Below are 12,230 nucleotides of genomic sequence, written 5' to 3'. Positions count from 1 at the left end.
CTCCCGCGCCATCCGGTCCCACCTGCGACGACGTGGGATCCGCGCGGTCATCCCGCAGCCGTCCGACCAGGTTGGCAACCGCCTGCGGCGAGGCCGCCGAGGCGGCCGCCCGCCCGGCATCGACGCCGAGATCTACAAGCAGCGGAACACCGTCGAACGCTGCATCAACCGCCTCAAGCAGTGGCGCCGCCTGGCCACACGATGCGACAAACCCGCCATCGCCTACCAGGCCGCACTCCACCTCGCCGCCATCCTCATCCGGGCACGACGCTGACCAAAGAGACAGAACCTAGTCGTCTGCCCGTCCGGTCGTCCGGTCGTCTAGTCGGTGGTGAGTTCGACCAGCTTGGCGACCGTGTTCCAGTTGCGGGTGGTGGCGTCGATGCCCTTGAGGAGGGCGGGGCGGGCGAGGGCCTCGGCCAGTTTGGAGCGGCCGAGGCCGTTCGGGGCGTAGAGGTAGAGGACGCGGTCGCCGAGGGTGAACTCCTCCGGGAGGAAGGCTTCCCGGTCGAGGGCGGCGAAGCGGTCCGCGGCCGGCTGTTCGGAGAGGAAGGTGGCGTGCAGCTGCTTGCCTTCCAGTTCGGCGGCCGGGTAGGGGCAGGCGTCGGCGACGGCCTTCAGGTGGGGGCCGTCGACGACCAGGCAGGCGACGCGGAAGCCGAAGCGGCCTTCGATGGCCTTCTCCAGGCCGCGGGCCAGGGTCTGCGGGTCCTGCTCCGGGGCGGTGAAGACGGCGTTGCCGCTCTGGAGGTAGGTCTGGACCCCGGCGTGGCCCAGTTCCTCCAGTACGGTGCGGAGCTCGGCCATCGGGACCTTCTTGGCGCCGCCGACATTGATGCCGCGCAGCAGGGCCGCGTACTTCTTCGTCTTCGTCGTCCTCGTCGTCATGGCCGAACGATAGGGCGCCCCTCTGACAGTTCGGCCTCGATGAGGTCCGCCGCCCGACGCGTGCCGCCTTCCGCGGCCATCTGCGTACGGATCTCCTCGGCGCGGGCCGCCACCTGGGGGTCGGCGGTCAGGGCGAGGACGGCGGCGCGCAGGGATTCGGCGGTGGCCTCCGCCATGGGGAGGTGCCGGGCCACGCCCAGCGCGGCGAGCATGTCGGCGTTGCCGAACTGGTCGACGGCCTGCGGGACGGCCACCATCGGGGTTCCGGTGGCGAGGCCTTCCTGGCTGCCGCCGGCTCCGGCGTGGGTGATGAAGGCGTCGGCCTGCCGCAGGATGTCCAGCTGCGGAACCCAGCGGTGGACTTCGGCGTTGGCGGGGATCTCGCCGAGCTCGGTTTCGTCGGTGAGCTTGCCGATCTGCAGGACCAGGTGCCAGTCGGGGAGGCCGGCGAAGGCGTCAAGGCAGGCCCGGTAGAAGGCGGGCCGCTTGGTGAAGGCGGAGCCGAGGGAGACCAGGACCACCTTCTTGCCTTCGGCGGCCGGCGGCCGCTGCCAGCCGCCCTGCTCGGTGCGTGCGCCCTGGCAGGCGCCGACGAAGGTGTGGACGGTCTCGTCGACCCGGTCGGCGTGCGGCTGGAGCACCTTGGGGATCAGCACGATGCTGCGGCGCGGCCGGCCGACGAACCGGTCGGAGTCCTCGGGGATCCCGTTCTCGTCGAGCCAGGCCCGGAACCGGGCGTAGTACGCCTGCCCGCGCTCGGTGGCCTTGAGGGGTGCGGTCATGGGTTCGGCGACCTCTTCCTCGTATCCCTCCCAGGCGACCAGGTTCGGGGAGAGGGAGACGGCGGGGACGCCCCAGCGGTGGGCGAGGACGCCCGCCGGGTAGGAGGTGATGTCGTGGATGACCAGGTCGGGCTCGTCTCCTTCGAAGGCGGCGGCGAGCTGCGGGAGGGCCTGGATGGCGTCGTCGAGGAAGGGTTCGATGTTGTCGATGAACTCGGTGCCCCAGTCCTCGGGCGTGTCCTCGGTGGGGAGGGTGGAGGTGTAGATCACCGGTGTGGCGCCGGTCTCCGCGATCTTCTCGGCGAAGGAGGCGGGGATGGCGTAGCTGACGCGGTGGCCGCGGGCGACGAGTTCGCGGATCACTTCGATGCTGGGGTTCACGTGGCCGTGGGCGGCGATGGAGAACATGGCGATGTGTGCGGGCTTTGCTGAGGTCATGCCCTCACCGTAATGAGACGAGACGTCTCGTGCAACGTTGATTTCCGGCCACCCGAGGCCGCCGATGCGAAACTTGTCGGATTCACGGACTCACTGACCCACTCATGCGGAAATCGGAGCGAGATGGACGAGGCGCAGGCCAGGGGCGTGCTGCAGGAAGCCGGCCTCACCGAGCGGGCGGAGCTGCTCGCGCTCGGCGAGAACGCGGTCTTCGCCGTCGGCGAGCTGGTGGTGAAGGTGGGCCGGACGGCCGAGCTGCTGGCGCGCGCCGAGCGCGAGCTGGCGGTCGCCGGGTGGCTCGCCGACCGCGGCGTCCCGGCGGTCCGCGCGGCGGAGCCGAAGCCGCGGCTGGTCGACGGGCATCCCGTCACGCTCTGGCAGCGGCTCCCCGCCGCCGTGCGCCCGGCCGGAGCGGCCGACCTGGCCGGGCTGCTACGCCTGGTGCACGCGCTGCCGGCGCCCCCGTTCGAACTGCCCGGCCGGGACCTGCTGGGCGGGGTGGAGCGCTGGCTGCGGCTGGCCGGGGACGCCATCGACCCGGCGGACGCCGCCTATCTGCGGTCCCGGCGCGACTCCTTCGCGGCCGAGGCGGCCGCACTGGTGCCGCACCTGCCGCGCGGCCCGATCCACGGCGACGCCCTCCCCCGGAACGTCCATGTGGGCCCGGACGGGCCGGTCCTGGTCGACCTGGAGACCTTCGCGACCGACCTCCGGGAGCACGACCTGGTGGTGATGGCCCTGTCCCGCGACCGCTACGGGCTGCCCGCCGACGCGTACGAGGCCTTCACCGCGGCGTACGGCCGGGACGTCCGCGACTGGCCGGGCTGCGCGGTCCTGCGCGGCGCCCGCGAAACGGCCAGCTGCGCCTGGGTCGCGCAGCACGCCCCGGCCAACCCGAAGGCCCTGGCCGAATTCCGACGCCGCGTCGCCTCGCTCCGCGACCCCGCCCCGGACGTCCGCTGGCACCCCTTCTGACCGCCCCGGGCCGTCGGCCGGCGCCGTCCTCAAGCCGGGGCCGTCCTCAAGCCGGGGCCCTCCTCAAGCCGAGGCCGTCCTCAGGCCCCCGCGCTCGCCGTCGCCAGGCCGCGCAGTGGCCAGGCCGTGTCGATCACCGCGTCCGGGGTGCCCTGGCTGCGCAGGTAGGACTGGAAGTCGCGGGCCCAGCGGGCGTGCCAGCGGGTCTGTTCGGCGTGCAGGTCGGCGGGGTCGAGCGCGGCCACCGACGGGTGCCGGGCGGCTATCGCGCGGGCGACCTGGACCGCGGCCAATGCGTCCGCGCCCGCGTCGTGCGCAGCCTCCAGCCGCACCCCGTACACCCCGCAGACCGCCTCCAGGGTCCGCTTGCCGCGCCGGTAGCGGTCCACCGCGCGGTCGATGGTGAGCGGGTCGACCACCGGGCCGGTCTCCGGCCCGCCCAGCCGGTCGGCCAGCGACGGCAGCCCGTGCCGGGCGAGTTCGGCCGCCAGCAGCGTCAGGTCGAAGGCCGCGTTGTACGCGACGACCACCGCGCCCCGCCGCCACCGGTCGGCCAGGGCCTCCGCGACCTCGTCCGCGACCTCCCGGGCCGGCCGGCCCTCCCGGACCGCCCGCTCCGTGCTGATCCCGTGGATCGCCGAGGCCTGCTCGGGGATCGCTATCCCCGGGTCGGCCAGCCAGCCGCGCCGCGCGCCGACGACTCCGCCGGCCACCTCGACCAGCGCGGCCGTGACGATCCGCGACTCCCCCGGCTCCGTGCCGGTCGTCTCCAGGTCGAAGCCGATCAGCGTTCCCCCGTGCCACTCCCCCATGGCGCCCCTCCCCCGATGTCCCCCGATGTTCCTGCAACGGCTTTCAGCCTGCCACGGCGCACTGACAGCCGGGACACCAGGCAAGCAGCCGGCGGTCAGGACACCGGCCGGGAGTCGTCCCACACCGACTCGAATTCCTCCCGGTAGGTGGTGAACAGACCGTGGTCCGCGTCCTTGGGCACCCCCCGGCCCCCGCCCCGCAGGACCAGCACCGGCGCCTCCATGCCGCGCGCCCGCCGCAGGTACGACTGGACCACCGCGATCCCCGAGGTCTCGCCCTCCACCAGGTAGGCGGTGAAACGGGGGGTCTCGTCGAAGACGTGGATGGCGAAGCCCGAGGGGTCGCGCAGGCCCGCCCGGACCCGGCGGACGTGCAGGATGTTCATCTCCACCGAGCGGCTCAGCTCGCCCTTGCGCAGGCCCAGCTCCCGTTCCCGCCGCTTCACCGCGCTGCTCGCCGGGTTCAGGAAGAGCAGCCGAACCCGGCAGCCGGCCTCCACCAGCCGGACGAGTCTTCGCCCGGAGTAGTTCTGGACGAGCAGGTTGAGCCCTATGCCGATGGCGTCGAGGCGGCGGGCCCCGCCGAAGAGGTCCTCGGCCGGCAGCTGCCGCTGGAGCCGGACCCGGTCGGGGTGGACCGAGATGACGTCCGCGTACCGGTCGCCGACCAGGTCCTCGACCGCGTCGATGGGCAGCCGGTCCGCCGAGGGGCTGCCGGCGCCCCCGCCGAGCACCTCCAGCAGCCGCGCCGAGGCCCGCTCCGCCTGCCCCAGCACCGCCTGCGACAGGGCCCGGTTGCGGGAGACCACGTTGCGGGTGACCTCCAGCTCGTCCAGGGCCAGCTCGATCTCGCGCCGGTCGTCGAAGTACGGCTCGAAGCACGGCCAGTGCTGGACCATCAGCTCCCGCAGCTGCGGCAGGGTCAGGAAGGAGAGAACGTTGTCGTCGGCCGGGTCCAGCAGGTAGCCCTTGCGGCGGCTGACCTCGCGCACCGCGACCGCGCGCTGCACCCACTCCTGACCGGCCGGACCGGCGGCGGCGACCACCCAGTCGTCCTCGCCGTGCACCGGCTCGTAGATCGGGCGCAGCACCGCGCCCACCACGGCCCGCAGCCGCTGTTCGATCAGGTTCAGCCAGATGTACGCACGGCCGGCCCGCTGGGCCCGGGTGCGGACCTCGCTCCAGGCCTCCGCGCCCCAGTCCAGCTCGACGCCGGTACGCGGGTTCCCGCCGGGCGCCTCCGGTCCTGCCAGCGAGACCGTCCCGGCCTCCGCGGCGCCGCCCTCGTGACCGCCGTCACCAGGGGGCAGCTCCAGACCTCCCGAGCTCACCCGCGCACCCGCCCTTCCGCTACCCCTCCAGTGATCAAGGAAGGGTACTCCGCGCACGCGGCCCGGTGCAGCCGGATGGCCCTTACAGAGGCTGCCTGTTGACCCATCATCGGATTCCCCGACAGTCCGCTGACCCGCATATCGGCTGGCCGGGTCACCCGGTAGGACCTGCGCAAGTCCGCACACCGGGCCCCCCTTTCGGGGAAGATCTGGCGGAGACCAACCGACGCCGGATCAGGAGTGGAAGAGTCGCATCTATGCAGGTCTGGCCCGGACAGGCGTATCCCCTCGGCGCAACGTACGACGGCGCCGGCACCAACTTCGCGGTCTACTCGGAGGCCGCCCGACGCATCGAACTGTGCCTGCTGCACGACGACGGTTCGGAAACCGCGGTGGAGCTGCGCGAGACGGACGCCTTCGTCCGGCACGCCTATCTGCCCGGCGTCATGCCCGGTCAGCGCTACGGCTTCCGGGTGCACGGCCCGTACGAGCCCGAGCGCGGCCACCGCTGCAATGCGGCCAAGCTGCTGCTCGACCCGTATGCGCGGGCCATCAGCGGGTCCGTCTCCTGGGGCGAGGAGGTGTACGGCTACCACTTCGGCCGCCCCGACTCCCGCAACGACCTGGACTCCGCCCCGCACACCATGAGCTCGGTCGTGGTGAACCCGTACTTCGACTGGGCCAACGACCGGCCGCCGCGCCACGAGTACCACCACACCGTGCTGTACGAGGCCCACGTCAAGGGGCTGACGATGCGTCACCCCGATCTGCCGGAGGAACTGCGCGGCACGTACGGGGCGCTGGGCCATCCGGCGGTCATCGGGCACCTCACCAAGCTGGGGGTCACCGCGCTGGAGCTGATGCCGGTGCACCAGTTCATCAACGACCACCGGCTCGTCGACGACGGGCTGAGCAACTACTGGGGCTACAACACCATCGGGTTCTTCGCCCCGCACAACCGCTACGCCTCCGGGGACCGCGGCCAGCAGGTGCTGGAGTTCAAGTCGGCGGTCCGGGCGCTGCACGAGGCCGGGATCGAGGTGATCCTCGACGTGGTCTACAACCACACCGCGGAGGGGAACCACCTGGGCCCCACGCTGTCCTTCCGGGGGCTGGACAACTCCTCGTACTACCGGCTGGCGGACGACGCCCGCTACTACACGGACACCACCGGCACCGGAAACTCGCTGCTCATGCGGTCCCCGCACGTGCTCCAGCTGATCATGGACTCGCTACGGTACTGGGTCACCGAGATGCACGTGGACGGCTTCCGCTTCGACCTGGCGGCCACCCTGGCCCGCCAGTTCCACGAGGTGGACCGGCTGTCCTCGTTCTTCGACCTGGTGCAGCAGGACCCGGTGGTGAGCCAGGTCAAGCTGATCGCGGAGCCCTGGGACCTGGGCGAGGGCGGCTACCAGGTGGGCAACTTCCCGCCGTTGTGGACCGAGTGGAACGGCAAGTACCGGGACACCGTACGGGACCTGTGGCGGGGCCAGCCGCGCATCCTCGCCGACTTCGCGGGCCGGCTCACCGGCTCCTCCGACCTCTACCAGGACGACGGGCGCCGCCCGCTCGCCTCCATCAACTTCACCACCTGCCACGACGGCTTCACCCTGCACGACCTGGTGGCGTACAACGAGAAGCACAACGAGGCGAACCGGGAGGGCAACCGGGACGGGGAGAGCCACAACCGGTCCTGGAACTGCGGGGTGGAGGGGCCGACCGAGGATCCGGAGATCACGGAGCTGCGGGCCCGGCAGATGCGCAACTTCACCGCCACCCTGATGCTGTCGCAGGGGGTGCCGATGCTCAGCCACGGGGACGAGTTCGCCCGCACCCAGGGCGGCAACAACAACGCCTACTGCCAGGACAACGAGCTGTCCTGGGTGGAGTGGCCGGATCCGGGCAAACCGGCGCCCGCGCTGCTGGAGTTCACCCGGCAGATGGTGTGGCTGCGCCGCAACCACCCGGTGTTCCGGCGCCGGCGCTTCTTCCACGGCCGCCCGGTGGAGGGCACCCACGACGAACTCTCGGACATCGCCTGGTTCACCCCGCACGGCGAGGAGATGCGGGCCCGCGACTGGCAGTCGCAGCACACCCGGGCCCTGACCGTCTTCCTCAACGGGGAGGCGATCTCCGAGCCGGGGACCCGCGGCGAGCGGATCACCGACGACTCGTTCCTGCTGATGTTCAACGCCGGTGCGGACGCACAGGAGTTCACGCTCCCGGCCGGGCACGGCTCGCAGTGGCGGCTGATCGTCGACACGGCCCGGGCGGAGGTGATGCCGGCCGGCACCGGACCGCAGTTCGCGGCCGGCGACCGGGTGGCGCTGATCGGCCGGAGTCTGGTGGTGCTTCAGCGGCCCGCGTAGCTGCGGGTGCCGGCGTCGTCCGGGGTGCGCGGGGAGTCCTTCTGCTGCGCCGGGACGAAGGCGGCCACGGTGTGCGTACGGGCGGCCGGCACCCGGGTGAGCAGGGCCAGGCCGAGGCTGAGTGCGGCCGCGGCGACGGCCACCGCGAAGGCGCCGGACGGCCCGTACCACTCGGCCAGCCGGCCGGACAGGGCCAGCGCGAGCGCCTGTCCGGCCACCAGCGAGCTGGCCGCGAACGCCATCGCCTCGGCCAGCCCGGCCGGCTCCACGTGCCGCTCGGTCAGCGCGAACGCGGTGATCAGGTGGGGTGCGTAGGCGGCGCCGAGGACGGTCACCACCGCGTACAGGCTCCACAGGCTGCCGGTGAACAGCAGCGGTACGGAGAGCAGCAGGGCGGCGCCGGTGGCGACGCGCCAGCGCAGCCGGAGCCCGAACCGAGCCGGCAGCGCGCCCAGGGCGAGGCCCACGGCGGCGCTGACCACGCCCATGGCGGCGTACACGATCCCGGCCTGGCCGGGTACCCCCAACTCGGCGGTCAGCGCGGCGATTCCGGCCTGGCAGCCGCCGAACATGGCGCCCTGCAGGGCCAGCGATCCGCGGACGGAGTACACCACGCCGGGCGGCCGGGTCCGGCGCCCCCGCCGGACGGGGGCGGGCTCGCCGTCCCCCAGACTCCGTCCGGGGGGACCCCCTGTGACGGCGGCGGTCGGGTGCAGCGCGTAGGCCGTCGCGAAGACCGCGACGAGGGCGGCGGCGGCGCCGAGGGCGACCGCCGGGTGGGCGATGAGCGCGGCCAGCCCGACCAGGGCGGGGCCGATGACGAAGGAGACCTCGTCGAGGGTGCCTTCGAGCGAGTGCACGGCGCCGACGACGCCCTCGCCGGCCTCGGCGCGGTGCGCGAGGGCGACGGAACGGGTCCGGGCGAGCGGCCCGATCAGCGGTACGGAGGCGCCGGTGACGGCGCCGATCGCGGCGAGCGGGACGGTGTCCAGCCCGCCGAGGGCGCCGGCGACCAGGGCGCCGGTGGCGACGGCGTTCACCGCGGCGGCGGCGAGCACGACGGGGCGCTGCCCGCGCCGGTCGGCGATCCGGCCCAGCACGGGGCCGCAGACCACCTGTCCGGCGGACAGGGTGCCGCCCACGATCCCGGCCGTGGCCAGCGAGCCGCTGGTCTCGGCGACCAGCAGCACGGTCCCGAACTGGGACATGGCGACGGGGAGTCGGGCGAAGAACGAGAAGAGCGGGAGAAGGGGCCCGGTCAGGGCGATGACTCTGCGATAGGTGTCGACGGTTCCAACCACCGGCCACACGCTAACCGGATGCAATCACCCGGATGCACTGGGCAATGGCACGGAATCGGCGTCGCTGGGTACGTACGTTCTCATGACCCTGCAGTACTCGACCGCGCGTCCGACCGTCCCGCCGGCCCCCACCTCGACCTACCGGCTCCAACTGACTCCCGGTTTCACCTTCGCGGCCGCGGAGGCGGCCGTACCGTACCTCGCTTCGCTCGGTGTGTCGCACCTGCACCTGTCGCCGGTGCTGGAGGCGGTGCCCGGCTCTACGCACGGGTACGACGTGGTGGACCACGGCCGGGTGCGGGAGGAGCTCGGCGGCGAGGCCGGGCTGCGCGCACTGGCCCGGACCGCCCACGCGCACGGCCTGGGCCTGGTCCTGGACATCGTGCCCAACCACATGGCGGTCCCGTCCCCGCTGCGGCTCAACCGGGCGCTGTGGGAGGTGCTGCGGGAGGGCCCCGGATCGCCGTACGCCCGCTGGTTCGACATCGACTGGGCGGCCGGCGGCGGACAGCTGCTGCTGCCGGTGCTGGCGGACCCGCCGGACCCGGCCGGAGCGCGGGTGGCCGACGGGCTGCTCCACTACGGCGGCCACGAGTTCCCGCTGCGAGAGGACACGGCCGGGCTGCCGCTGCCGCAGCTGCTGGCCGCACAGTGGTACCGGCCGGCTTGGTGGCGGGAGGCCCGCACCCGGCTCAACTACCGCCGGTTCTTCACCATTTCCTCGCTGATCGGGGTCCGGGTGGAGGATCCGGAGGTGTTCGCGGCCACCCACGTGAAAGTGCTGGAGCTGGTCCGGGAGGGGCTGCTGGACGGCCTGCGCATCGACCACGTTGACGGCCTGGCCGACCCGGAGGGCTACCTGCGGCGGCTTCGCAAGGCGGTGGGCGAGGACTGCTGGGTGGTGGTGGAGAAGATCCTCGCCCGGGAGGAACCGCTGCCGCCGTCCTGGCCGGTGGCGGGGACGACCGGGTACGACGCCCTGCACCGGGTGGACGGCGTGTTCGTGGACCCGGCCGGGGCGGAGCTGCTGGCCGCGCGGTACCGGGAGGCCACCGGGTCGCCCGGCTGGACGGAGGTGGCGCAGGAGTGCGCGGCCTCCGTCCTGGACACCGACCTGGCCGCGGAACTGGAGATCCTGTACCGGCTGGCCGCCGCCCCCGGGGGCGACTCCGAACTCGGCGTCGCAGTACGGGCCTTACTCCTCGCCTATCCGGTCTACCGTCCCTACCCGGGGGCCGGCGGGCTCTCCACGGAGGCGGTGGAGCGGGCCCGGGAGGCCGCCGGTGCGGCGGCCGTGGACCGGGTCCGGGCCCTGCTGGAGGAGTCGCCGGCCTTCGCCGCCCGGTTCGCCCAGACCTCGGCCGCGCTGCGCGCCAAGTCCCTGGAAGACCGGGCCTTCTACCGGTACGCGCCGCTGCTGTCGGCCACCGAGGTCGGCGGCGACCCGGGCCGGCCGGCCGTGTCCGCCGCCGAGTTCCACGCGTACTGCGCGCGGCTGGAGGAGGACTGGCCGGCTTCCGGAACGGTCCTGTCCACCCACGACACCAAGCGCAGTGCGGACGTCCGGGCCCGGATCGCGCTGCTCTCGGAACGGCCGGACGCCCTGCGACTGCCGGAGCGGGCGCAGGCCGCGGACCCGCAGCTGGCCTGGGTCGCCGAGCAGACCTCGCTGGGCCTCGGCCAGGCCCCGGACCGGGCGGAACGCCTGGCGGCCACCCTGCTCAAGGCGGCCAAGGAAGCCGCCCTGCACACGAGCTGGACCGACCCGGACCCGGCGTACGAGGCCACCGTCCCCGGGTACGTCCGCCCCGGGCCGGTGCCGGACGAGGCCGGGGAGGAGGCCGGGTTCGAGACCGGGGTGGCGAGCGGGTTCGCGACCGGGGTCCGGGCCAACACCCTCGGTATGACCGCCCTCCACCTGGCCATGCCCGGTGTGCCCGAGGTCTACCAGGACTGCGAGGCGGAGTACCGGGCGCTGGTCGACCCCGACAACCGGCGGCCCGCCCGGTTCCACCGGGCCGCGCTGGCCCGGCTCGACGCCGGGGCCGAACCGGCCGGCCTGTCGGAGGAGAAGCTGGCCCTCACCGCGGCCCTGCTGCGGCTCCGCCGGACCCGGCCCGGCCTGTTCCACGGCTACGCCCCGCTGCCGGCCCGCGGCCCGGCGGCCGGCCACTGCCTCGCCTTCACCCGCGCGGACTCCCTGCTGGTGGCCGTGACCCGGCTCGCGCTCCGGCTGGCGGACGCGGGCGGCTGGCAGGACACCGCCCTGCCCCTGCCGCCGGGGCGCTGGACCTCCGCCCTCCCCGACGGGGCGGTCTACGAGGGCGAGGTCGCACTGTCCGCACTGCTCGGCTCCGGTCCGCCGGTCGCGGTACTGGTCCGGGAGACCTGAGCCAGCAGCTCCGTGAACGCGGCCGCCGCCCCGGTCAGCGGAACCCGTGACCAGACGGCGAGCGAACGGTGCCAGGCGGGCTCCAGGGACAGCAGCACGCAGTCCTCGCCGACGGCGCCCCGCACCATGTGCGCCGGGGCGGCGACGATGCCGACCCCGGCGGCGGCCATCCGTACGGCGGTCGAGGTGTGTTCCGTACGGAGCACCGTGCGCGGGGTGTAGCCGGCGATCCCGCACGCCCAGTCCAGCACGGGCTGCCCGTGCACCAGCGGTTCCATCGCGCAGCGGATCCAGCCACGGTCGGCGAGCTCGGCGAGGCGGACCGTGCCGCGGGCGGCGAGCGGGTCGTCGAAGGGGACGACGAGCACGATCTCCTCCCGGCCGATCGGAACCAGCGGGCCGGTCCAGTCCTTCGGCTCTGGCCCCACCGCGAGGTCGGCGACCCCCCGTTCGAGCTGCTCCTCCAGCACCTCCGTGGACCCGTACTCGCGCAGAATCAGCCGGACCCCGGGGTGCCGGTCCCGCCAGCGGGCGACCACGCCCGGGAGGAGTCCCACCGCCAAGGCGTGCACGGTGGCGATGTGCAGTTCGCCGCCCGCCGCGCCGGCGGCCGCCCGGGCGGCCCGCTCGGCCTGCCGGGCGCTGCGGACGGCGAGCTGCGCGTGGGGCAGGAAGGCGCGGCCCATCGCGGTGAGCCGGACCCCGCGGGAGAGCCGTTCCAGCAGGGCCCCGCCCAACTGCCTTTCCAGCGCCTTGATCTGGTGGGAGAGCGCGGGCTGGGTGACGTGCAGGGAGTCGGCGGCCCGGGTGAAGGAGGACTCCTCCACGACCGTGAGGAAGTACTCCATCTGGCGCAGGCTCATGAGCTGCGAGCATAAAGAGCCTTCATGGCTCCGACAAGATCATTGCCTTGGACTCATGGGCCGGCCGGGCGGCACG

The 12,230-nt window shown here is 73.5% G+C and carries 10 protein-coding genes; 4 read left to right on the top strand and 6 right to left on the bottom strand.

Annotated features, from left to right (window positions below):
• Positions 1–274: transposase (locus AB0447_RS09605; protein ID WP_366475999.1), on the top strand; the 274-nt coding region annotated here is incomplete at its 5' end.
• A gap of 47 nt (positions 275–321) precedes the next feature.
• Here the strand turns inward: AB0447_RS09605 and AB0447_RS09600 are convergent.
• Both AB0447_RS09600 and mgt read right to left on the bottom strand, forming a co-directional pair.
• On the bottom strand, positions 322–888 hold the full coding sequence (locus AB0447_RS09600; protein WP_366475998.1) for a DUF1697 domain-containing protein: 567 nt from the start codon (positions 886–888) through the stop codon (positions 322–324).
• A complete protein-coding gene (mgt, locus tag AB0447_RS09595) occupies positions 885–2,108 on the bottom strand; it encodes a macrolide-inactivating glycosyltransferase (RefSeq protein ID WP_366475996.1) in 1,224 nt (407 codons plus the stop codon). Before mgt ends, AB0447_RS09600 begins: the two co-directional genes overlap by 4 nt.
• Before the next feature lie 123 nt (positions 2,109–2,231).
• Between mgt and AB0447_RS09590 the strand changes: the two genes are divergently transcribed.
• Positions 2,232–3,083 (top strand): aminoglycoside phosphotransferase family protein, encoded by an 852-nt coding sequence (locus tag AB0447_RS09590; protein ID WP_366475995.1) that lies wholly within the window; start codon positions 2,232–2,234, stop codon positions 3,081–3,083.
• Positions 3,084–3,163: 80 nt separating this feature from the next.
• Here AB0447_RS09590 and AB0447_RS09585 read toward each other — a convergent pair whose 3' ends face one another.
• Both AB0447_RS09585 and AB0447_RS09580 read right to left on the bottom strand, forming a co-directional pair.
• Positions 3,164–3,895, bottom strand: a complete 732-nt coding sequence (locus tag AB0447_RS09585; RefSeq protein ID WP_366475994.1) for a 3'-5' exonuclease — start codon at positions 3,893–3,895, stop codon at positions 3,164–3,166.
• 95 nt (positions 3,896–3,990) lie between these two features.
• Positions 3,991–5,226: an SAV2148 family HEPN domain-containing protein gene (locus AB0447_RS09580; protein ID WP_366475993.1), complete on the bottom strand. Its 1,236-nt coding sequence runs from the start codon at positions 5,224–5,226 to the stop codon at positions 3,991–3,993.
• Between the two features lie 257 nt (positions 5,227–5,483).
• On the opposite strand from AB0447_RS09580, the gene glgX reads away from it, so the two are divergent.
• Positions 5,484–7,598, top strand: a complete 2,115-nt coding sequence (glgX, locus tag AB0447_RS09575; RefSeq protein WP_366475992.1) for a glycogen debranching protein GlgX — start codon at positions 5,484–5,486, stop codon at positions 7,596–7,598.
• On the opposite strand, the gene AB0447_RS09570 is transcribed toward glgX, so the two are convergent.
• Entirely contained in the window at positions 7,583–8,899 is a 1,317-nt protein-coding gene (locus AB0447_RS09570) for an MFS transporter (protein ID WP_366475991.1), read from the bottom strand. The two genes, glgX and AB0447_RS09570, sit on opposite strands and share 16 nt — an antisense overlap.
• Positions 8,900–8,981: 82 nt before the next feature.
• Between AB0447_RS09570 and treY the strand changes: the two genes are divergently transcribed.
• On the top strand, positions 8,982–11,291 hold the full coding sequence (gene treY, locus AB0447_RS09565) for a malto-oligosyltrehalose synthase (protein ID WP_366475990.1): 2,310 nt from the start codon (positions 8,982–8,984) through the stop codon (positions 11,289–11,291).
• Here the strand turns inward: treY and AB0447_RS09560 are convergent.
• On the bottom strand, positions 11,216–12,154 hold the full coding sequence (locus AB0447_RS09560; protein WP_366475989.1) for a LysR family transcriptional regulator: 939 nt from the start codon (positions 12,152–12,154) through the stop codon (positions 11,216–11,218). The two genes, treY and AB0447_RS09560, sit on opposite strands and share 76 nt — an antisense overlap.
• Positions 12,155–12,230: the final 76 nt, after the last annotated feature.

The sequence above is a fragment of the Streptomyces sp. NPDC051211 genome (genome assembly GCF_040689505.1).
In the GTDB taxonomy this organism is placed as follows: Bacteria; Actinomycetota; Actinomycetes; order Streptomycetales; family Streptomycetaceae; genus Streptomyces.
This window is presented reverse-complemented; position numbering and strand designations above follow the sequence as displayed.

What these genes read in the sequence shown, in the direction of transcription:
- AB0447_RS09600 (WP_366475998.1), bottom strand. Translation starts at nt 888, where the DNA reads ATGACGACGAGGACGACGAAGACGAAGAAGTACGCGGCCCTGCTGCGC.
- mgt (WP_366475996.1), bottom strand. Translation starts at nt 2,108, where the DNA reads ATGACCTCAGCAAAGCCCGCACACATCGCCATGTTCTCCATCGCCGCC.
- AB0447_RS09590 (WP_366475995.1), top strand. Translation starts at nt 2,232, where the DNA reads ATGGACGAGGCGCAGGCCAGGGGCGTGCTGCAGGAAGCCGGCCTCACC.
- AB0447_RS09585 (WP_366475994.1), bottom strand. Translation starts at nt 3,895, where the DNA reads ATGGGGGAGTGGCACGGGGGAACGCTGATCGGCTTCGACCTGGAGACG.
- glgX (WP_366475992.1), top strand. Translation starts at nt 5,484, where the DNA reads ATGCAGGTCTGGCCCGGACAGGCGTATCCCCTCGGCGCAACGTACGAC.
- treY (WP_366475990.1), top strand. Translation starts at nt 8,982, where the DNA reads ATGACCCTGCAGTACTCGACCGCGCGTCCGACCGTCCCGCCGGCCCCC.
- AB0447_RS09560 (WP_366475989.1), bottom strand. Translation starts at nt 12,154, where the DNA reads ATGAGCCTGCGCCAGATGGAGTACTTCCTCACGGTCGTGGAGGAGTCC.